We start from the raw sequence: 22,085 nt of genomic DNA, 5'->3' as shown, positions 1-22,085 counted from the left end.
AATAGTTATTGTTTTCGTTCCAACAATGCCATATAGAACCCATCAAAGCCAGATTTATGGGCAAGCACTTTGTTGTCTTTTACAAAAGTAAAATTTTTTCCAGATTCAGATGTTAAGAATGTGTCAATTTGCTTTTGGTTTTCAGATGGTAACACAGAACAGGTTGCGTACACCAGTTGGCCACCAACTTTTACCATTCTGGAGTATTGCTGTAAAATGTCTTGTTGTGTTTGTTTGATGGTTTCAACAAAATCGGGTTGCAATTTCCATTTGGCATCAGGGTTTCTGCGCAGCACACCCAAACCAGAACATGGCGCATCAATCAAGACACGATCTGCTTTGTCATATAGCTTCTTAATGACTTTGGTTGATTCAATGGAGCGGGTTTCAATATTATGGGCACCATTTCGTTTGGCACGTCGTTTCAATTCGTGGAGTTTATTGGCATAAATATCCAATGCGATAATTTGACCTTTATTTTCCATCAAGGAAGCTATATGCAATGTTTTGCCTCCAGCACCAGCACAAGTATCCACCACACGCATGCCTGGTTGGACATTTAAAAATTCTGCAACCAATTGTGATGAGGCGTCCTGAACTTCAAATAGACCGTTTTTAAATTGTTCCGTTTGAAATACATTGGCACGTTCTTTAAGTTTTAAGGCATTTGGATAGTTTGGTAAAACATCTGTTTCGATGTCTTGGTCAAACAATTCAGCTTGCAATGCTTCCTTGGTTGTTTTAAGGGTGTTGACTCTTAAAATAACATCGGCTTGCTCATTTAATGCAGCAATCTCTTTGGTCCAAACAGCTTTGCCTAATTCTTTTTCGCCTAATTCATCCAACCAATCTGGAATGGATTCCCTTAGTTTTCTAATTTTGGAAAGTTCATCAAAACGACCTTTTATTTTTCGGGTTGGTGTGTTTTCAAAATAAGTCCAGTCGGGCAGTTTAATACCTTTTAGGGTTGCCCAAACGGCAAACATACGCCAAAGATTATCTCTGTCAAACGGTTCTTTAACTTCTGCAATTTCAGCATATAAACGTTTCCAACGAACAATATCATAAGTGGTTTCAGCAACAAAAGCCCTGTCTCTAGCACCCCATCGTTTGTCGCGTTTTAAAAGTTGTTGAATAACTTTATCGGCATAGTTTCCTTCGTTAAAAATTAAGGTTAATCCGTCTATAACCGAAAAGCATAAATTTCTGTGTAATCGCATGTTTTATAAATAAGGGTGCAAAGTTACATTTTAAATGTTGATTTGTTAAATGGTTTATCTGTTTATTAAGTTGACTTTCCTATTTTTATAAAAAATAAAGTAGATGAAACAACTCCTTTTCGTTATTATAATATCATCAATTTTACTTTCCTGCAAAAGAAAGGACACATTTATGCCTCGAAATATTTCCAAAGTAGAAACAGAAACAATTCTACAGGATTCTTTGTTAAGCATTAGAGCTATTGACATCCTAAAAGATGGTAGTTTAGCCTTTGCGGCCAATAACAATGCTTTTGGACTTTACAATCCTTTGAAGAAGAGTTGGTTGATTTCTAAACAGGAGTTTGATAGTTTGAATTTACAGTTTAGAGCGATTGGTCATACATCAAATGATTTTTTTATGCTGAGTATTGATACCCCGGCATTATTATTTAAGACTGGTGATTCTGGTGAAATGGAATTGGTTTACAAAGAAGAAGGTCCGGGTGTTTTTTATGATGCTCTAAACTTTTGGAATGACCAAGAAGGCATTGCCATTGGGGATAGTGTAAACGGATGCTTATCCATTATAATTACCAGGGATGGAGGAAGTACATGGAATAAAATTCCATGTGAAGATTTGCCAAAAGCGGAAGAAGGCGAAGGGGCTTTTGCGGCAAGTAACACCAATATTAAAATCATTGGGGATAAAACATGGGTTGCAACAACTGCCGGAAATGTCCATTATTCTGAAAACAAGGGACATACTTGGGAGGTTTTTAAAACCCCAATAGTACAAGAAAAAGCTACTGAAGGCATTTATTCAATTGACTTTTATGATACGCTTCATGGTTTTGCCATTGGGGGCGATTATACCAATCCAGATGATACATACAGTAATAAAATATTGACTGAAGATGGTGGAAAAACCTGGTACGTAGTTGCAAAAAACAAAACGCCGGGTTACAGAAGCTGTGTGCAGTATGTGCCTAATAGAAATGGGAAAGAGTTAATTGCGTTAGGATTTAAGGGCATTGATTTCTCTAATGATGGCGGATATAATTGGAGACATATAAGTGATGAAGGATTTTATACCCTTAGGTTTTTAAATGATACCGTTGCATATGCTTCAGGTAATGGCAGAATTTCTAAATTAATATTCAGGCAATAAAAAAAGAGGAACAAGTTGTTCCTCTTTTTTTATTGCCTAGGTTGCTGCATTCTTCGCCTGTTTTTAAACTCCTCAAACATTTTGTGCTTAAAGTCGTCTTCAACTTTGTTGAGCAGAATTATTTTTTTAGCAGGAATAACTTTTGATAAGTCATTTATAAAATTCTCTTTAAGTGTATATTTTTTATTTTCCATTGAGCGGATTTCATTTAGTAAAGCTTCAGCATCTTTATCTGATATGTTTTGCAAATCCACATTCTTTCTTTTATCATATGATTGGTGCTTAAGCCTCATAAATTCATCTTCAAAGTTATTATAGATGGGCCAAAACGCTTGGGCTTCCTTTTCGGTTAAGTTTAATTTTTCTGTTATATAGGCAATTTTTAAGGTTTTTATTTTGTCTCTATTATCTTGCGAAAATGATAGTAGATAAAAACCTAAAACAAAGACTGTTGTGAGTGTTTTTTTCATGTTTTTACTATTAGGTTATTAGTTTGAAATCAAATCATCAACATCTAAATTTTCCAAAAGGTAATCTTCCAATGAATCAGAATTTAAATTCACGTCCATGTCATTTAAATTAGATGCATCAACATTTGAAAATAATGATGCTATATCAGTTGTTTCAAGATCTTCATTCAAAATGTAATTTTCTATACTAGCTGTTTCAATGCTGTCTAAAGTTAATGGTTCTTTTTTATTGAAAAACACACTAAACATAAGCACTAAACTAGCTGCAACAGCAACTGTGTACGCTGTTCTTTTAAAAGAAACCAGATCAATGACTTTACCTTGTTTGTTTTTGGAGGCACGGCTATAAATAGATTCATCTAACGATTCAAAATAATCTTCAGGAACTTGAAAACCTGTTGCAGAAACTTTATCCTTAAGATTCAACTCACTTAATAAGGTGTCCTCAAAATCTTTGAAATAGGTCTCCGGTACTTTAAAACCTGTTTTTTCAATATGTTCTATACGTCTCTTTTTCATTGTACTTATAAGACTGTTTTTTTTGGTAAAGGTTTAATTTCTAGTTAAATACTTCTCGATTTTTTTTACCGCAATATGGTATGATGCTTTCAGGGCGCCTTCGCTGGTATTTAAAATATCGGCCATATCTTTAAACTTCAATTCCTCAAAATACTTCATGTTAAAAACCATTTGTTGTTTTTGAGGTAGGGTGGCTATGGCTTTTTGTAATTCCAACTGAATATTGTTGCCTTCAAAATAAACGTCTGTTGTTAGATTTTCAATTGCCTGTTGTTGCACCTCTTCATTTGAAATTTGTAATTGCTTAGCTTTTTTATTTATAAATGTTATGGCTTCATTTGTTGCTATTCTGTACATCCATGAAAACAACTTGCTGTCTCCTTTAAAGGCATGAATGTTTTTGTAAATCTTTATAAAGGTGTTTTGTAAAACATCATCGGTATCGTCATGTGATTTTACAATATTCCGTATATGCCAATACAGCCGCTCCTTGTATAAAGACACCAATTCTTTAAAGGCTTGATCTATATGCTGCTTTGATTTTAGCTGTTCTACTAATTGATGTTCTGGAGTCACGCGTGCCTTTTACAGATTTAGACTGTTCAAATTACTAAAAGTTTAAACGCCTTTAATTTACAGTAAAATTATTTAAAATTTATGAAAATATTAAATAGCTGATTTATAACTATATAGGTTTAAAATAATCGATGAAATGTATTTTTAATACGATTAAATGCATTTTTTCTTGCAGGATAGTTTTTTTTGATTTAATTTTACAATATCAAAATCTACTTATGTTGTTAGTCTGCCCCAAGTCTAGCAATAAACAAAAAAAGGATAGAAGCCCAAATCTCTATCCTTTTTTACTTTTTATTTAATTAGAAACTATTCAAAACTTTGCATGTCCACCAGTTTTTTGTAGACACCATTTTTGGCAATAAGTTCGTTGTGTTTTCCTTGTTCTACTATTTTCCCTTTGTTCAAAACCACAATCTCATCAGCATTTTTGATGGTAGAAAGCCTGTGGGCAATCACAATGGATGTTCTGTTTTTCATCATGTTCTCTAAAGCAACTTGTACTAAGCGCTCGCTTTCTGTGTCAAGAGCCGAAGTGGCTTCGTCCAAAACCATTATTGGCGGACTTTTTAATACCGCTCTGGCAATACTTAGTCGTTGTTTTTGTCCACCAGAGAGTTTGTTGCCTGAATCGCCAATATTAGTATCAATACCATCTGGTAAGTCCTTTACAAACTCCCAAGCATTAGCAATTTTTAAGGCCTCGATGACCTCTTCATCAGTAGCATCAAATTTTCCTAGTTTCAGATTGTTTTTAATGCTATCGTTAAACAAAATGGCATCTTGGGTAACAATACCGAGTTGTTGCCTTAAGGAAGGTGTTGACAGGTCTCTAATGTCAATGCCATCAATAGAAATAGACCCTTTATTGACATCATAAAAACGCGTGATTAGATTGGCAATGGTAGATTTTCCGCTTCCTGATTGCCCAACCAACGCAACAGTTTTTCCTTTTGGAATGGTTAAGGAAAAATCATTTAAAACATACTCGTCTTGATATTTAAAAGAGATGTTATCAAATACAATTTGAGAATCAAAACCTGTTTTAATAAGTGCATTTTCCTTGTCCTTTAAAGGGTTAGGTGTATCAATAATCTCTTGTATTCTTTCTGCAGCCGCATTACCTTGTTTGATATTGTAAAGTCCTCTGGAGATTGCTTTAGCGGGCACTAAAATATTATAGGCCAGACCAATATAGGCAATAAAAGAGCTGCCATCCAATGACTTGTCTACTAGCACCAATTGACCGCCATACCATAAAAGTATTGAGATAACAATGACGCCTAATATTTCACTGGTTGGAGATGCTAGGTTTTGACGGTTTAATAATTTATTTGAAAAATGGTAGAACCTAGATGTTGACTCATTGAACTTCTGGTTGAAGATACCTTCGGCGTTAAATCCTTTTATGATTCTCAAACCTGTTAAGGTTTCTTCTATGGTTGACAATATAACGCCTTGTTCTTTTTGAACGCGATCGGATTTTCGTTTTAAACTTTTGCCAATTCTGGAAATGACCACACCAGATAAAGGAATAAAAATAAAGACAAAAATGGTAAGTTTTACGCTTATAATAAGCATTATAATTACAGTAAAAATAATACTGAGTGGCTCCCTGAAAATGAGCTCCAGAACAGGCAACATAGAATACTGTAAGGTTGTTACATCGTTGGTGACACGCGCCATGATATCACCTTTTTTCTGTTCAGAAAAGAATGAAAGAGGTAATTCCACTGTTTTTTTATACACGGCATTTCTTAAATCCCTTACCACACCATTTCGTAAAAAGACCATAAAATAATAGGCCAAATAACTAAATAGGTTTTTCAGTAAGAATATGATGATAATAAAAGCAATAATAAAAATGAGTGCTTTAGCTTTATCTTGCTGGGCATACAGATTAATCTGGTATGCCATAAAATCCTTGTAATAGGCGTTAAGATGGCCAATTCCTTGATAAACGGGTTCTTTGATAGCCTTTTGGGTGTTCTCTTTAAAAAGCACGTCTAACATGGGTATTAGTGCCATAAAAGAAAGTGCACCAAATAATGCATAAAGAATATTTGATATGATATGCCCTAACGCAAACCGTTTATAAGGTTTAGCGTATTTTAGGATATTTATAAATTGGTTCATTAACTAAGTGTCATCTGTTTGTAATGTTGTTTTTATGATCAGATGCCATTAGCAAAAGAGCATAATTTAATAGACTTATTGTTTAAGACTAAGCTAATTTCATGTCTTTTACAATAGCGTCTATTTTGCTTTCCAATTTTTGTTCCGTAGCTTTAAATGCTGACACATTGTCCAATTTAGTGTTTACGCTTATATAGAACTTTATCTTAGGTTCTGTTCCACTTGGTCTCAAAGCAATTTGACTGCCGTCTTCAGTCTTGTAAATAAGTACGTTGGATTTTGGAATATCAATGGTGGTTTCTTCACCAGTGATTAAGTTTTTTGAAATGGATAACTGATAATCGTCAATTTTCACGATTTTAGAACCATTCACCACTTTTAAAGGATTCTCTCTGGCATCAATCATCATTTGTTTGATTTCCTGTGCACCTTCAATGCCCTTTTTTGTTAGGGAAATTAATCGTTCTTTGTAGAAACCATGTGAAACGTACAAGTTTATAAGCTCGTTGAAAAACGAACTGCCATTAGCCTTAGCTTGGGCTGCAATTTCACAAGCTAAAAGCGTAGATGTAACGGCGTCTTTATCTCTTACAAAATCACCAACCATAAAGCCAAAGCTTTCTTCGCCACCACCAATAAAGTTTAACGTGTTAAAATCTTTGATGAGTTTAGCAATCCATTTAAAACCAGTCAAAACAATCTTGCAATCAACTTGGTAGGCGTTGGCTAGAGCGCTCATCATAGGTGTAGACACTATAGTTGAAGCAATAAATTCCTCTCCTTTAATGTTTCCATTTGATTTCCATTGTTTCAATAAGAAATCGGTCATAGCGACCATGGTTTGGTTTCCGTTGAGTAATTGCAGTTTGTTTTCAGAATTGCGAACAGCAACACCCAATCTGTCACAGTCAGGATCAGTACCTATCACAATATCGGCATTTACTTCTTCGGCCAGTTCCAAAGCCATTTTTAATGCGGCAGGTTCCTCTGGATTTGGAGAGGCCACCGTTGGAAAATCACCATTTGGCACTTCTTGTTCCTTAACAATATGAACGTTTTTATAACCAGCCCGTTTTAAGGTTTCAGGAACCAAAGTGATGGATGTTCCGTGTAACGATGTGAATACGATGGTTAAATTGTCTTTAGCTGATTGGGAAATATTAAAACTTCCATTTTTTAATGAAGCATCAATAAAGACATTATCAATATCCTTTCCTATATAATTGATTAAAGATTCATTGGCTTTAAACTTAATATTAGCGTATTCTGTGTTGTTTATTTTATTGACGATGGCATCGTCCTGAGGAGGCACTAATTGACCGCCATCTTGCCAATAAACTTTGTACCCATTGTATTCTGGTGGGTTGTGCGATGCTGTAAGCACAATTCCGCAGTGGCAGTTTAAATGTTTTAAGGCAAAGGATAATTCTGGAGTAGGGCGGAGGTCTTCAAAAAGAAAGACTTCTATGCCATTTGCAGAAAATACGTTGGCAACAACTTTTGCTAATGTTTTGCTATTATGTCTACAGTCATAAGCAATAGCAACTTTTGGTGTTTCACCAGGGAAATAGTCAAGCATATACTCGCTTAATCCTTGAGTGCTTCTGCCAAGTGTGTATTTGTTTATCCGGTTACTTCCTACACCCATAACACCACGCATACCACCAGTTCCAAATTCCAAATCCTTATAAAAGCTTTCTTTCAAGCCAACAGGATTTGATGCAATCATTTCTTTTATTTGGGTTTGGGTATCGTCATCAAAAGATGGTGTTAACCAAGTATTGACTCTATTTAAAAGTTCTGGTTCTATATGTATCATGGTTTATGGAATTTGTTTGTTAACACTAAAAGTCAAAATTAATTAAAATGACTTAAAAATTTAGTTCAGATTTAATGGAATAGCGTTTTTTTTCTGGTTTTGTTCTCAATATAATTTCGCCCAAAAATCCGGCAACAAAAAATTGTGTGCCAATAATCATGGTTGACAAGGCAATATAAAACTGAGGACGTTCTGTAATTAATCTTCCAAAGGGATTCAAAAATATTTTGTCAATACCTAAATATAATGAAAAACCAAAACCAATGGCAAACATGATAACACCTAAGCTTCCAAATAAGTGCATGGGGCGTTTACCAAAACGGGATAAAAACCAAATGGTTATGAGGTCTAAAAAACCATTGATAAAACGGTCCATACCAAATTTGGTTTCTCCATATTTTCTGGCTTGATGCTGTACAACTTTTTCACTGATTTTATTAAAACCAGCATTTTTTGATAGCACAGGGATGTAGCGGTGCATTTCACCATTTACGTCTATGTGCTTGACAACCTCTAAACGATAGGCTTTAAGACCACAATTGAAGTCGTGTAATTTGACACCCGATGTTCTTCTGGCAGCCCAATTAAATAATTTTGAAGGCAAATTTTTTGACAGGATAGCATCATAACGTTTCTTTTTCCAGCCAGAAACCAGATCAAAGCCGTCTTTGATAATCATGTTGTAAAGTTCAGGTATTTCATCTGGATTATCCTGTAAATCGGCATCCATGGTGATGACCACATCGCCTTGGGCCTTTTCAAAACCAGCATGAAGTGCTTGTGATTTTCCGTAATTCTTTAGAAACCGAATGCCTTTAACCTGTTTGTCTTTTGCAGAAAGTTGGGTTATGGTTTCCCATGAGTTGTCGTCACTGCCATCATCAATAAAAATAATCTCATAAGAAAAATGATTGGACTGCATAACTTTTGCAATCCAATCATATAATTCTGTTAATGATTCTTGTTCATTAAGTAGTGGTATGACTACAGATATGTTCATGTAAATTTATCTCAATAATTGAAGCTTCAAAAATACTCAAAATAAAATAAGCTTTTATTGTTGCTCGCGTTTCATTATCAATCCGGCAATCAATGAGTAAATCAAACCAAAAATGGCGCTTAAAGCAATCCAGATAGTGGTTCCTACAAACGGATTTGTAAATATCTCTCTTATTTTGGCAGTTTGTTCAATCATTTCTTCGGTCATTTTGCCGCTTTCCAACATTCTGTCCAATTCAGCCTTAACAGCTTCTTTTGTGAACTCTGGATCAATAACGTAGTTGAACAATAAATTATAAACCGCATAAACCAAAGCGCTTATAACGGCTATAACAAGCCCAATTTTTATGGCTTCTCCCAGTGACAATACATTACCTTGTGCTTTTTTGTATTGGCTTATGGCATAAAAAATAGATACAGGGAAGATTACATAGTAAATGTACATTGGCCATTGAACGCCTTCAAGTTGCATACCGGTTACATACATGATAACGGCTATAAGAATGAGGATGATTCCTAAAATAACGCCATAGTTTCTAGCAAATTTACCAGGAGATAGTTGTTGTGGTTCCATAATAATTTTGGTTTTTAAATTAGTTGACTAGTTAGTAAACAAAGATAATAAAACGTTACATAAAGGGGTAAAATAAAAAATATTAAAAAGTATTGTTCATTTGTAAAAAATACTTAAATTTGCACTTCCAAAATTGAAAAGAATTAAAGCGTTTAGCGATGAGAAAAGGTATACATCCAGAAAATTATAGAGTAGTAGCTTTTAAAGACATGTCTAATGATGATGTTTTTTTAACAAAATCTACCGCCAATACAAATGAAACGATTGAAGTTGATGGTGTTGAATATCCACTTGTTAAGATGGAGATTTCAAGAACATCTCATCCTTACTATACAGGTAAATCTAAATTAGTTGATACCGCTGGTCGTATTGATAAGTTTAAAAACAAATATGCTAAGTTTAAAAAATAAGCTTAACACAATATATTTTAAAAGCCTTTCTATTACTGAAAGGCTTTTTTATTTTGCGCAATTAATCTACTTTTGGTGCATAATAACGAATGGTTTAAGGTACATAGCATAAAACTATTAACTTTAGCATATAACTTGCAAGCCTCATGAACTATATTCTTTTTGACGGTCCTTTTAGGAATAACCTGCTGCCTTTAACCTTTACCAGACCCGTTGCCGATATTAGGGTTGGCATATTGACCATTCGCGAAAAATGGGAAGCTTATCTGGACTCTACAACCACTACAGTGACTGAAGATTATTTGTCTGAGAAGTATCCGATGGTTGAAATGGAAGAGAACATTATGATCAATGCCTCCTATCTTCCAAATTTTGAATTGGTTGAAATGGTCAAAGGACTTGAAAATAATCAGGCTATCTTTAAAGATGAAGATATTATTGCTTTTTTTACAAAAGAAGCCCAAGAAAATATTGATTTCTCAACTTTTGAAGCCATTGAATTTAATGATGATATTATCAGAATTGAACATACATGGGATATTTTTTCAAAAAATGGTGAGGCTATTCAAGATGATTTTAACTTGATAACCAAAGACAGGAAATCAAAACCAATTCCGTCCAGTAACAATGTGATTGATCCGGAAAATATTTTTATAGAAGAAGGTGCTACTTTGGAATTTGTTACACTTAATGCTACAAATGGCCCTATTTATATTGGAAAAGATACTTTAATCATGGAAGGTGCACTTGTTCGCGGACCGTTAGCAATTTGTGAAGGTGCCATCGTTAAAATGGGAGCTAAAATTTATGGACCAACAACCATTGGGCCATACAGTAAAGTTGGAGGCGAAGTCAATAATTCGGTTCTTTTTGCCTATTCAAACAAAGGGCATGATGGATTTTTAGGAAATGCCGTTTTAGGAGAATGGTGCAACCTTGGTGCTGACACTAATAATTCAAATCTTAAAAACGATTATTCTGAAGTGCGATTATGGGATTACCAAACAGAGAGTTTTACTAAAACTGGGTTGCAGTTTTGCGGACTTATTATGGGTGATCACAGTAAATGTGCCATAAATACCATGTTCAATACAGGAACGGTTGTGGGTGTAAACGCCAATATTTTTGGAAGTGGATTTCCCCGTAATTTCATACCAAGTTTCACTTGGGGCGGATATGGGGGATTTACAACGTATTTAACCAAAAAAGCATTTGAAGTTGCCAAAACAGTAATGTCTAGACGCAACATGGAATTCACCCAACAAGATGCGGACATATTGGAGCATGTTTTTGAGCAGACCAAAAAATATAGACGGGAATAGATAACTTTTAGTAACTTTAATTTTATTTTATTGAAGTTATGAAGGTATTGCTTACTTGTTTGTGTTTTATTTTGAACTTTTCAGGATTCTCTCAATCACCCAATTACATTGTTAAGAATATTGATATAAATGACGACAAACCGCATTTTGGTTTATCTGTTGGTCAGTCTAATGAGGTTTTGTTCACATCATATTTATTGAATAAAAACGGAAAGATAAAAACCTTTTTTGATCAAGGTATTTTAACTTTATATACCGGTATAAAAGATGAAACAGGCAATATCAACAATGTTAAACTTCTTCAAATTGATCCAAAAGAAGATGTTTTTCAAATAACAAATGCTGTTTTTTCACCTGATAAAAAAAAGCTTTATGTTACTACCAATTACATAAATAGGCGCAACAAACCCAAAGGCGACTACAAAGAGAGCAATTTCCATATTGAAGTAGCTGAATACAAGGAAGGTGTTGGCTGGACTGATTTTAAGGTGTTGCCATTTTGTAAACCGCGTTATTCGTATGCGCATCCAGTAATAAGTCCTGATGGCAAAACCCTATATTTTACAGCTAATATTAGAGGAGGCAAGGAAAGCGCCAAAGGAACATCTGATATTTTTAAGGTTGACATTTTATCAAATAACACCTATAGCCAGCCTAAAAATTTAGGGTCAACTGTCAATTCATATAGTGGTGAAATGTTTCCTTTTATGAGTGCTGATAATATCCTTTATTTTTCATCAAACAGACCTGGTGGATTTGGTGGTTATGATATCTATAAATGTGTTTTGAATGCTAAAGGTGAATTTGAAAAAGCAGTGAAATTACCTAAGCCAATAAACAGTAATGAAGATGATGTCTGTTTTATTATTGATGCAGATAATGCATCGGGATATTTTTCTTCAAAACGAGCCGGTGGAAAAGGAGAAGATGACATCTATTACTTTACTTTGAATTAGTCGGTTTTGACCATTAAAATAATTTAATAATAAAGGCTAATTTAAAAATTGTAGCATTTCATCTAAAAAGTGACTAATTAAGTTTGGTGTATGGGTATTTTTTATATTTTCAGCCAGAATTTAATTTTCCCTAACACCTAAATGAAGAGCATTTTTACTTGCAACACAAAGTTTACAATTGTATTCTTTATAGTTCTATTGGTTGATGTTTTAGTAAAATTGTATTGTCCTATATTTCCCTACAGATTTATATCCAAACCTTTGATAGTGTTATTTCTGTTAGGCTATTATTTTAAAAATAAAGCAGGAAGTGATGATAAAAAACATGTATGGATGTTTTTGGGCTTAGGTTCTTTTCTTATTGGGGATTTGTTGATAATAAACCATAACAATATTGTTTTTTTAGGATTGAGTTTGTTGTTTTTCTCAATAGGGAAAGTGTTTTTCAGCTTTAATTTTTCCCATAAAAATGATTTTGATGTTTTAAGACTGGTTCCCTTTTCAATCATAATGTTTGCTTATGCTGTTTTTTTAATTAGTATAGTTCTTAATGGGCTTAAGGAGTTCTTGGTGCCTGCACTTGTAAGCTTTTTTCTATCGTTGTTAATGTTTCAATTTGCTTATTTAAGAAAAGGTGTTTGCGGTAAAAAGAGTTATATGTATGTATTCGTGGGAGTGATGATTTATATAATCAGCGAGAGTATGATGGCTATAAAAACATTTAAGCAACACCTGCCTTTTGAGGATTTTTTTATTATGATGTTTTATGGGATTTCTATGTATTATATTGTTTTAGGAGTCATAGAAGGACAACAATACAAGGTCAATCTTTCTTAACTTTTTTCAATTCCAATAAATTAGTTGGGTTTATTCCCAAGCCTTTAACATTTTTTCTAGTAAACCTGACCACTTCATCATAAAATAAAGGAACAATAGGAGCTTTTTGCATCACCAACGAGTCCATTTTGGAATATAATAGTTCACGTTGTTTGGTGTTGGTTTCTGTAAAAGATTGTTCAAACCACTCATCAAATAGATCATTCTTAAAGTGCGTGTAATTGGGGCCGTTTGGTGCGAAATTCTTACTATAATATAGGGACAGATAGTTTTCGGCATCAGGATAATCTGCAACCCAACTGGCCCTAAATAGATCCAGTTTGCCATTGGCTTTGGCTTCTTTTAAGGTTGCCGCAGGAATGACATCTACATGTACCGTTAACCCTGTTTTTTGCAGTTCTTTTTGGATGTACTCGCAGAAGCTCAAATAGTTACTGGTAGTGGTAATGGTAATTTCTGGGTTTTTGTTGCCACTTTCAGTGATGTATTTAGAGACCAATTCTTTGGCTTTTTCGGGTTGGTAATTAAAACCAATCTTACCATTATATCCAGGTAATCCTTTGGGAATAAAACCACCGTTGGCAGGTATGCCCACACCATTACGTAAATACACCATCATTTTTTGACGGTCAAAGCCATAGTTTATGGCTTTTCGAATGGATTCAGATTGTATTTCAGAAATATTGGAATCCATAAAAAATGCTAGATATTCGGTATTCAAATAAGGGCCGCGTATCATATTGACAGTTTTCTTATATGTATCACGGAGCTTCCCATCAGCAGTTAAAATGTCATCCTTATAGGAAGCGTCCAACCCCGAAACAAAATCGATATTGCCTTGTGTAAACTGCAAAAATTCACTTTGTTTATCGGGTAAAAAAGTAATGGCAACCGCTTCCAAATAAGGTAAGCTTTTTCCTGAGCTGTCTTTTTCAAAATAATCAGGATTTCTTCTAAAAACCAGTTTAATGTTTTCTTCCCAACGTTTAAACATAAAAGGCCCTGTGCCAATGGGGTGTGAGCGAAAATCTGTTCCATAAAAATCAACAATTTCCTTGGGGACTACGCTACAGTATTTCATGGTCAGTAGCCCTAAAAAAGCAGGAAATGGTTGTTTTAATTTAATTTGAAACAGGTTATCATTAATGGCTTTAAACGTATCAACTTTGTTTAAAACCCAGCCACCTGGAGATGCTATTTTTTTATCAAGCAGTCTATTGAAACTATATTCAAAATCATAAGCAGTTACTGCTCTGGTTGAATCTTTTCCAAATAGAACATCTTTATGAAAGTAAACATCATTTCGTAAAAAAAAGGAATAGGTTAGGGCATCTTTTGAAACAGTCCAATGTTTGGCAATACAGGGTTGAACATGAAGGCTGTCATCCATTTGTACCAAACCATTGAATAACTGATTGGTTGCCCAGATATCGGCAATATCTTTTGAAAAAGCTGGATCCAAAGAACCAATGTTTTTGTGTTCATTGTATCTAAAAACAAGAGACTCATTGATATTACTGGCGTCATTTCTGCAAGAAAACAATACTGAGACTATACAACTTATTGAAAGATAGATGAATGATTGTCTTAAGATGAAAGCCATTGGTTTTATCATATCATTTATAAGTTGTAAATTTGCCCACTTGGTAAAAATACAAGAATGAACGCTAGAAAAAAAGTCGCATTTTATACTTTAGGTTGTAAACTGAATTTTTCTGAAACATCAACCATAGCCAGAAGTTTTACAGATGAAGGTTTTGACCGTGTTGATTTTTCAGAACAAGCTGATATATATGTAATCAATACCTGTTCGGTTACTGAAAATGCCGACAAGCGTTTTAAAACCATTGTTAAGCAAGCTCAAAAGACCAATCCTAAGGCATTTGTGGCAGCTGTGGGTTGTTATGCCCAGTTAAAACCACAGGAATTAGCTGATGTTGATGGCGTGGATTTGGTTTTGGGAGCTACCGAAAAATTCAAGATTACCGATTATTTGAACGACTTATCAAAAAACGATTTTGGAGAAGTGCATTCCTGTGAAATTGAAGACGCCGATTTTTATGTTGGAAGTTATTCAATAGGTGATAGAACCCGAGCCTTTTTAAAGGTGCAAGACGGCTGCGACTATAAATGTACCTATTGTACCATTCCGTTGGCACGGGGTATTTCCAGGAGTGATGCTTTAGAGAACGTCTTAAAGAATGCCAAGGAAATAGCAGAACAGGATATTAAGGAAATTGTTCTAACGGGTGTAAATATTGGAGATTACGGAAAAGGTGAGTTTGGTAACAAAAAGCATGAACATACTTTTTTTGAATTGGTAAAAGCTTTGGATGAGGTTGCAGGCATTGAGCGTTTGCGTATTTCGTCCATTGAACCCAATCTTTTAAAGAACGAGACTATTGATTTTGTTTCTAACAGCAATACCTTTGTGCCTCACTTTCATATTCCGTTACAGTCGGGAAGTAATGACATTTTAAAAAAGATGAAACGTCGCTACAATCGGGAATTGTATGTTGACCGTGTTTCAAGAATTAAAGAAGTCTTGCCACATGCATGCATAGGGGTTGATGTGATTGTTGGATTTCCTGGTGAAACCAATGCACATTTTTTAGAGACCTATCATTTTTTAAATGAACTTGATATTTCATACTTGCATGTGTTTACCTATTCCGAAAGAGATAATACGGAAGCGGTAGATATGGATGGTGTTGTACCTATGAATGTACGACATAAGCGCAGTAAAATGTTGCGTGGACTTTCAGCTAAAAAGCGTCGTGCCTTTTATGAAAGCCAACTAGGAACCACTAGAACCGTGCTGTTTGAAAGTGAAAACAAAGAAGGCTATATTCATGGGTTTACAGAAAATTATGTGAAAGTAAAAACCCCATGGAACCCTGATTTAGTCAATACATTGCACGATATAGAACTCACCAATATTGATGATGATGGTTTGGTAAGGTTTGAATTTGTCAATGAGTTTGCCCTGTAAATAAAAAACCCAAAACGTATGTTCTGGGCTTTTTATTAGTTTTTTTGATAAAAATCAAATTCTTACGCCAACAGGAAGCATTCGCTTGTATTTTCTGTTTTTTCTAACAAATTTCGCTATTTCAGGACTTGTTGGAACAATGCTTAGGTTACGGTCCTCAATTTGTTCAAAGACAGCAGTTAAAAATTCGTTGCTAAAATTTTCACTATTGATGTCATCAGGAATAACCAATTTGGTCAAGAAAATCTTTCGTTCTTGTAAGGAATACTCAATTTTAGCAAGGTGATCGTCAATTTTGATTTCAAACTGACGTAAAAAATCATTGTCTATTAATTCTGCAGCATCAATCATGATAAAGTGTTTTATTTGAAAAGAATAGTAACCAGTGAACGCTAATTTATATAGCTTTGTGTTGCAAATTTACAAAAAAAATCGTTATAGAGGCGATATACAAAGGTTAAAACCTTATGAATCAAGAGATAATACATGTCTATTTAATGCCAGGGATGGCAGCGAGCCCCAAAATATTTGAGTATATAAAACTGCCTGAAGAGCGCTTTGCTGTTCATTATCTGGAATGGATAATACCTACTGATAATGAATCACTTGAGGCTTATGCAGTGCGAATTTCAAGTAATATTAAATACTCAAATTGTGTTTTGATTGGGGTATCATTTGGAGGCGTTTTGGTACAAGAAATCAGTAAGCATATTAAATACAGAAAGTTAATTATTATATCAAGTGTGAAAACCATGCATGAACTACCCAAGCGCATGCTTTTGGCAAAAGTGACCAAGGCCTACAAACTTTTGCCTACTAAATTGGCAACAAATATTGATGCCTTTGCCAAATATGCGTTTGGTTCTAATGTAAAAAAACGGTTGGAATTATATAAGCGATACCTATCTGTGAGTGATAGTAAGTATTTGGATTGGGCCATTGAGCAAATGGTCAACTGGAACCAAGAAACCATAATTCCGAATATTATTCATGTTCATGGTGAAAACGATGCTGTGTTTCCAATAAAGAACATTGAAAACTGTATCACCATTAAAAATGGAACGCATATTATGATCATCAACAAGTATAAATGGTTTAATGAACAATTACCAGATATTATTTTATCAGATTAAAATATTTATTAATTTTAAGCAAAACTTATTAGCTATGAAGACTATAGAAAGAGCACTTGCGTTTGTGGGATTATTAAGTTTAACAGCCTTATTTATTTATGCCCTTCAAGACGCCCCAACAGATGAGAATTTTGAAAAAAAACTCATCAATGATTATAATGTATATGCCTTACAAATACCAGAAAGCTTGAATTTTGCGGGCGAACCTTTGCCGCTAACAGATCCAGACATACACGAACGAATAGATAGGGAGTTGCTTGTTAACACCTATTGGCAATCAAACGGATTGTTAATGTTTAAACGAGCCAAAAAATACTTTCCCATTATTGAACCTATTTTGAAAAAGAATGGTGTGCCTGATGATTTTAAATATTTGGCAGTGATTGAAAGTGGCTTGACCAATGCCGTTTCTAGTGCCAATGCAACTGGTGTTTGGCAAATTATGAAGGCTACCGCCAAAGAGAATGGCCTAGAGGTTAATGATAATGTAGATGAACGCTACAATCTTGAAAAGTCAACGGAAGTGGCTTGTAAATATTTGCTGAATTCAAAAGAAAAATTGGGTTCATGGACACTTGCGGCAGCGGCTTATAACGCTGGTGACACTGGTATCTCAAGGCGTTTGGAAGAACAAGAGGTGTCCAATTATTATGATTTGTTGTTAGGGGAAGAAACCGGTCGATATGTGTTTAGAATAGTGGCGTTAAAGGAAATCTTGACACATCCTGACAGGTACGGTTTTAACTTTAGGGAAAAGGACTTATATAACAATATCCCAACTTTTAAGGTAGAAGTGGATTCTTCTGTTAGTGATTTTACAAAATTCGCCAAGGATTTCGGCATCAATTACAAAATTTTAAAAATACATAACCCTTGGTTACGGGACAGATTCCTTGCTAATAAATCCGGTAAAAAGTATATGATTGAAATTCCCGAAAAGGGATATTACAACAGCGTGCACTAAACCGCTCTTATCCTCTTCGTTTTTGTGCTCTTATAGAACCGCCGGTTCCGTAGTGTTGGTTAGGTATTTGGGCACGCTTCATGTTTTCCTTCATCAGTTTTATCTGGTCGGTCAACATACCTTGTTTGTCCAGTTTTTGAGCTTCAGACAGTAGTTTTTGGGCTTCTTGTTTTCGTCTCTTTGAAAAGGCTATACCAGATAGATTTAATTTAGCCATGGCCAAATCATGATCCATGGACAACCCTAAAGAAATAGCCTTTTTAAAATATTTTTCGGCTTCGTTCATATTGGTTTGTGATACCATGATACCATGCAAATAGTTATAATATCCTTGTTGTTTGGTGACTAAGGCAGACTCTGGGTTTTTAATTTTGTTGAGCCATTTTTTAGCGCCTTCAAAATCTTGTTTCCTTAACCTTAAAAAAGCCAATAAAATAAATTCGTTTTTAAAGTATAAAAACACAAAGACCAATGATAATAATATAAGCATGATACCATTGCCTATAAATCCTTCTGTAAATTGATATACGGCATACGCTATAATACCAGCCGCTATAATAAGTTTTATGATTTTGTTGTACATTGTATGGTTTAATAAAAGGTTATATGCACGTTTAATGTTTGAGATGTGCAAAAGTCTTTTTCTGACTGCAAAGAAACTAAATTTTTATCAAAAGGACCTAATGGAGCTTTCACAAAAAATCAACAAGGTGCCCAAAAATATTAGCTTTACAAGGAAAGTATTTTAAAATTCAATTAATGAAAATATTTTTAAAATAAGGTTTGTCAAAGTAAAAACTCTTTGTATATTTGCGCTCGGTTTTAGGGAAACCCAAAAATTAAAAAAACAAATACAATTATTCAGATTTAAAGATATTAGGCAATGAGTAAAAGAACGTTTCAGCCATCAAAAAGAAAGAGAAGAAACAAGCACGGTTTCAGAGAAAGAATGGCGTCTGCTAATGGTAGAAAGGTGTTAGCTAGAAGAAGAGCTAAAGGAAGAAAAAGATTGTCGGTATCATCTGAAGCTAGACATAAAAAATAATGATTTTTCATTTCCAATAAATTAAAGGTGTTGCTTAGGTGTAACGCCTTTTTTTATATCTTATAACAAAATTTTTAATAAACCAGAAAACACAAAAAGTAAAAATGCCAAAAAATCCAAAGCTAAAATCTATACTAATCATTGGTTCTGGTCCTATCATCATAGGGCAAGCATGTGAGTTTGATTATTCAGGATCTCAAGCCCTAAGATCATTACGGGAAGATGGAATAGAAACGATTTTAATCAATTCCAATCCAGCAACAATTATGACGGACCCTTCCATGGCAGACCATGTGTATTTGTTGCCGCTTACCACAAAATCATTGATAAAAATTTTAAAAGAACATCCACAAATTGATGCCGTTTTGCCTACTATGGGAGGTCAAACAGCCTTGAACTTATGTATCGAAGCGGATGAAAAGGGCATTTGGAACGACTTTGGCGTTGAGATTATTGGTGTAGATATTGATGCTATCAATATTACGGAAGATCGTGAGAAGTTTAGAGAGTTGATGCTTAAAATTGGCATTCCAATGGCGCCCCAAGCAACGGCCACATCCTATTTAAAAGGGAAAGAAATAGCCCAAGAGTTTGGATTCCCTTTGGTTATTAGAGCATCTTTTACACTTGGTGGAGCAGGAGCGTCTTTTGTTCATAGAGAAGAAGATTTTGATAGATTGTTAACGCATGGGTTGGAAGAGTCTCCTATTCATGAAGTGATGATTGATAAAGCTTTGATTGGTTGGAAAGAATTTGAATTAGAGCTTCTAAGAGATGCTAATGACAATGTGGTCATTATCTGTTCCATTGAAAATATGGATCCAATGGGGATTCATACAGGAGATTCCATTACGGTAGCTCCAGCTATGACTTTAAGTGATAGGACCTATCAAAAAATGCGTGATATGGCCATCCATATGATGCGAAGCATAGGTGATTTTGCGGGCGGATGTAATGTGCAGTTTGCGGTGAGTCCGGATGAAAATGAGGATATTATAGCTATAGAAATCAATCCAAGGGTGTCAAGGTCTTCGGCTTTGGCCAGTAAAGCAACGGGTTACCCCATTGCTAAAATTGCAGCTAAATTAGCTATAGGCTATCATTTGGATGAGTTGCAAAACCAAATCACAAAATCCACTTCCGCTTTGTTTGAGCCAACACTGGATTATGTGATTGTAAAAATTCCACGTTGGAATTTCGATAAATTTGAAGGTAGTGACCGTACACTGGGACTTCAAATGAAATCGGTTGGTGAAGTTATGGGTATAGGACGCTCATTCCAAGAGGCACTCCATAAAGCCACACAATCATTGGAGATTAAGAGAAACGGACTTGGGGCTGATGGTAAAGAAAACAAAAACTACGAGCAGATTATAGAAAAGCTCACATATGCATCATGGGATCGGGTCTTTATAATTTATGATGCTATCCAGATGGGAATCCCATTGAGCAGGATTCATGAAATCACTAAGATTGACATGTGGTTTTTAAGACAATTTGAAGACTTGTTTTTCCTTCAAAAAGAAATATCCACTTACAATATAGATACCATTCAGAAAGATTTATTGCTGGAGGCTAAGCAAAAAGGCTATGGAGACAGACAAATAGCCCACATGTTGGGTTGTTTGGAAAGTCAGGTTTACAATAAACGCGAGGAATTTGGTGTGAATAGGGTTTATAAACTGGTTGATACTTGTGCAGCAGAATTTAAGGCACAAACCCCATATTATTATTCTACGTTTGAAAGTGATATGGAAACCGCAGATGGAAACCGTTTTGCGCATAATGAAAGTGTCGTAACAGACAAGAAAAAAATTATTGTATTGGGTTCTGGACCGAATAGAATTGGGCAAGGTATTGAGTTTGATTATTGTTGTGTGCATGGTGTTTTGGCAGCAGCTGAATGTGGCTATGAAACCATTATGATCAACTGTAACCCAGAAACCGTTTCAACAGATTTTGATACGGCTGATAAACTGTATTTTGAGCCTGTTTTTTGGGAACATATTTATGATATCATCAAACATGAAAAACCAGAAGGCGTCATTGTTCAGTTAGGTGGACAAACCGCTCTAAAGCTTGCTGAGAAATTATCAAGATATGGTATAAAAATTATAGGAACTAGTTTTGAATCATTGGATTTAGCTGAAGATAGAGGCAGTTTTTCCAACTTGTTGAAAGAAAACAATATTCCTTATCCAGAGTTTGACACAGCTGAATCTGCTGATGAAGCCTTAGCTGTTGCAGATAAATTAAACTTCCCTATATTGGTGAGACCGTCTTATGTTTTAGGTGGGCAAGGCATGAAAATTGTTATCAATAAAAAGGAATTGGAAGAACATGTTGTTAGTTTGCTTAGAAGCATACCAAATAACAAATTACTCCTTGACCATTATTTAGAAGGAGCTATTGAAGCTGAGGCTGATGCAATTTGTGATGGCGAAAATGTCTATATTATCGGAATCATGGAGCATGTTGAGCCTTGTGGAATCCACTCAGGAGACAGTAATGCCATGTTGCCACCATTTAATTTAGGCGATTTGGTTATGCAGCAAATAAAAGACCACACTGTAAAAATAGCAAAGGCTTTACATACCGTTGGGTTGATAAATATTCAGTTTGCCATAAAGGATGATGTTGTTTACATAATTGAAGCCAACCCAAGAGCATCAAGAACGGTTCCGTTTATAGCAAAAGCGTATGGAGAACCGTATGTTAATTATGCTACCAAAGTAATGTTGCGAGAAAACAAAGTAACAGATTTCGACTTTAAGCCACATTTAGAGGGCTATGCCATTAAGCAACCCGTATTCTCTTTTAATAAGTTCCCGAATGTGAATAAAAAATTGGGACCTGAAATGAAAAGTACAGGCGAAAGCATTTTATTTATTGATAGCTTAAAAGATGATCAATTTTACGATCTGTATTCCAGACGAAAAATGTATTTGAATAAATAGAACAAA

At 34.8% G+C, this 22,085-nt stretch carries 21 protein-coding genes; 10 read left to right on the top strand and 11 right to left on the bottom strand.

Translation table 11 applies throughout. From position 1 onward, the window contains the following. Positions 1-5: 5 nt before the first annotated feature. The gene (locus IEW94_RS06365; RefSeq protein ID WP_188651117.1) at positions 6-1,220 is read right to left on the bottom strand and encodes an RsmB/NOP family class I SAM-dependent RNA methyltransferase; all 1,215 of its coding nucleotides are present in this window, start codon (positions 1,218-1,220) and stop codon (positions 6-8) included. A gap of 103 nt (positions 1,221-1,323) precedes the next feature. On the opposite strand from IEW94_RS06365, the gene IEW94_RS06360 reads away from it, so the two are divergent. After that, positions 1,324-2,370 carry a WD40/YVTN/BNR-like repeat-containing protein gene (locus tag IEW94_RS06360; RefSeq protein ID WP_188651115.1) on the top strand — a complete coding sequence of 349 codons (1,047 nt, stop codon included), beginning with the start codon at positions 1,324-1,326 and terminating at the stop codon, positions 2,368-2,370. A 29-nt stretch (positions 2,371-2,399) separates the two neighbouring features. On the opposite strand, the gene IEW94_RS06355 is transcribed toward IEW94_RS06360, so the two are convergent. The 7 genes from IEW94_RS06355 to IEW94_RS06325 all read right to left on the bottom strand — a co-directional run bounded on the left by IEW94_RS06355 (position 2,400) and on the right by IEW94_RS06325 (position 9,463). Then, the gene (locus IEW94_RS06355) at positions 2,400-2,840 is read right to left on the bottom strand and encodes a sensor of ECF-type sigma factor (RefSeq protein WP_188651113.1); all 441 of its coding nucleotides are present in this window, start codon (positions 2,838-2,840) and stop codon (positions 2,400-2,402) included. 18 nt (positions 2,841-2,858) lie between these two features. Beyond that, positions 2,859-3,359 carry a hypothetical protein gene (locus tag IEW94_RS06350; RefSeq protein WP_188651111.1) on the bottom strand — a complete coding sequence of 167 codons (501 nt, stop codon included), beginning with the start codon at positions 3,357-3,359 and terminating at the stop codon, positions 2,859-2,861. 33 nt (positions 3,360-3,392) lie between these two features. Beyond that, a complete protein-coding gene (locus IEW94_RS06345; protein ID WP_188651109.1) occupies positions 3,393-3,935 on the bottom strand; it encodes an RNA polymerase sigma factor in 543 nt (180 codons plus the stop codon). Between the two features lie 309 nt (positions 3,936-4,244). Further along, entirely contained in the window at positions 4,245-6,071 is a 1,827-nt protein-coding gene (locus IEW94_RS06340; protein WP_188651107.1) for an ABC transporter ATP-binding protein, read from the bottom strand. 88 nt (positions 6,072-6,159) lie between these two features. After that, on the bottom strand, positions 6,160-7,890 hold the full coding sequence (locus IEW94_RS06335) for a phospho-sugar mutase (RefSeq protein WP_188651105.1): 1,731 nt from the start codon (positions 7,888-7,890) through the stop codon (positions 6,160-6,162). A 52-nt stretch (positions 7,891-7,942) separates the two neighbouring features. Further along, on the bottom strand, positions 7,943-8,890 hold the full coding sequence (locus IEW94_RS06330) for a glycosyltransferase family 2 protein (RefSeq protein WP_188651103.1): 948 nt from the start codon (positions 8,888-8,890) through the stop codon (positions 7,943-7,945). Positions 8,891-8,944: 54 nt separating this feature from the next. Further along, a complete protein-coding gene (locus tag IEW94_RS06325; protein ID WP_188651101.1) occupies positions 8,945-9,463 on the bottom strand; it encodes a DUF4199 domain-containing protein in 519 nt (172 codons plus the stop codon). A gap of 158 nt (positions 9,464-9,621) precedes the next feature. Here IEW94_RS06325 and IEW94_RS06320 point away from each other — a divergent pair, with 158 nt between their 5' ends. From IEW94_RS06320 to IEW94_RS06305, 4 genes are all read left to right on the top strand, one after another. Continuing rightward, on the top strand, positions 9,622-9,873 hold the full coding sequence (locus IEW94_RS06320; RefSeq protein WP_188651099.1) for a type B 50S ribosomal protein L31: 252 nt from the start codon (positions 9,622-9,624) through the stop codon (positions 9,871-9,873). Positions 9,874-10,019: 146 nt separating this feature from the next. Continuing rightward, positions 10,020-11,195: a GlmU family protein gene (locus IEW94_RS06315; RefSeq protein ID WP_188651092.1), complete on the top strand. Its 1,176-nt coding sequence runs from the start codon at positions 10,020-10,022 to the stop codon at positions 11,193-11,195. A gap of 38 nt (positions 11,196-11,233) precedes the next feature. Then, the gene (locus IEW94_RS06310; protein ID WP_188651090.1) at positions 11,234-12,151 is read left to right on the top strand and encodes a TolB-like translocation protein; all 918 of its coding nucleotides are present in this window, start codon (positions 11,234-11,236) and stop codon (positions 12,149-12,151) included. 141 nt (positions 12,152-12,292) lie between these two features. Next, positions 12,293-12,988: a lysoplasmalogenase family protein gene (locus IEW94_RS06305; RefSeq protein ID WP_188651073.1), complete on the top strand. Its 696-nt coding sequence runs from the start codon at positions 12,293-12,295 to the stop codon at positions 12,986-12,988. Here the strand turns inward: IEW94_RS06305 and IEW94_RS06300 are convergent. After that, positions 12,975-14,591 carry an ABC transporter substrate-binding protein gene (locus IEW94_RS06300; RefSeq protein WP_229669471.1) on the bottom strand — a complete coding sequence of 539 codons (1,617 nt, stop codon included), beginning with the start codon at positions 14,589-14,591 and terminating at the stop codon, positions 12,975-12,977. The genes IEW94_RS06305 and IEW94_RS06300 overlap by 14 nt on opposite strands. Positions 14,592-14,648: 57 nt before the next feature. Between IEW94_RS06300 and mtaB the strand changes: the two genes are divergently transcribed. Continuing rightward, positions 14,649-15,980, top strand: coding sequence for a tRNA (N(6)-L-threonylcarbamoyladenosine(37)-C(2))-methylthiotransferase MtaB (mtaB, locus tag IEW94_RS06295; protein ID WP_188651068.1), 1,332 nt, complete (start codon positions 14,649-14,651; stop codon positions 15,978-15,980). Positions 15,981-16,034: 54 nt separating this feature from the next. Here mtaB and IEW94_RS06290 read toward each other — a convergent pair whose 3' ends face one another. After that, on the bottom strand, positions 16,035-16,331 hold the full coding sequence (locus tag IEW94_RS06290) for an N-acetyltransferase (protein WP_188651067.1): 297 nt from the start codon (positions 16,329-16,331) through the stop codon (positions 16,035-16,037). A 116-nt stretch (positions 16,332-16,447) separates the two neighbouring features. Here IEW94_RS06290 and IEW94_RS06285 point away from each other — a divergent pair, with 116 nt between their 5' ends. Both IEW94_RS06285 and IEW94_RS06280 read left to right on the top strand, forming a co-directional pair. Then, positions 16,448-17,113: an alpha/beta hydrolase gene (locus IEW94_RS06285; RefSeq protein WP_188651065.1), complete on the top strand. Its 666-nt coding sequence runs from the start codon at positions 16,448-16,450 to the stop codon at positions 17,111-17,113. Positions 17,114-17,147: 34 nt separating this feature from the next. Beyond that, positions 17,148-18,077 (top strand): lytic transglycosylase domain-containing protein, encoded by a 930-nt coding sequence (locus IEW94_RS06280; protein ID WP_188651063.1) that lies wholly within the window; start codon positions 17,148-17,150, stop codon positions 18,075-18,077. Between the two features lie 7 nt (positions 18,078-18,084). On the opposite strand, the gene IEW94_RS06275 is transcribed toward IEW94_RS06280, so the two are convergent. Next, positions 18,085-18,660, bottom strand: coding sequence for a DUF2892 domain-containing protein (locus tag IEW94_RS06275; protein ID WP_188651061.1), 576 nt, complete (start codon positions 18,658-18,660; stop codon positions 18,085-18,087). Between the two features lie 300 nt (positions 18,661-18,960). Here IEW94_RS06275 and rpmH point away from each other — a divergent pair, with 300 nt between their 5' ends. Continuing rightward, positions 18,961-19,122, top strand: coding sequence for a 50S ribosomal protein L34 (gene rpmH / locus IEW94_RS06270; protein WP_188651059.1), 162 nt, complete (start codon positions 18,961-18,963; stop codon positions 19,120-19,122). Positions 19,123-19,226: 104 nt separating this feature from the next. Further along, the gene (carB, locus tag IEW94_RS06265; protein ID WP_188651057.1) at positions 19,227-22,079 is read left to right on the top strand and encodes a carbamoyl-phosphate synthase large subunit; all 2,853 of its coding nucleotides are present in this window, start codon (positions 19,227-19,229) and stop codon (positions 22,077-22,079) included. The last annotated feature ends 6 nt before the right edge of the window (positions 22,080-22,085 follow it).

The sequence above is a fragment of the Yeosuana aromativorans genome (genome assembly GCF_014646655.1).
Classification (GTDB): domain Bacteria; phylum Bacteroidota; class Bacteroidia; order Flavobacteriales; family Flavobacteriaceae; genus Yeosuana; species Yeosuana aromativorans.
The sequence above is the reverse complement of the archived record's forward strand: the minus strand, read 5'-3'. Positions and strand labels throughout refer to the sequence as shown.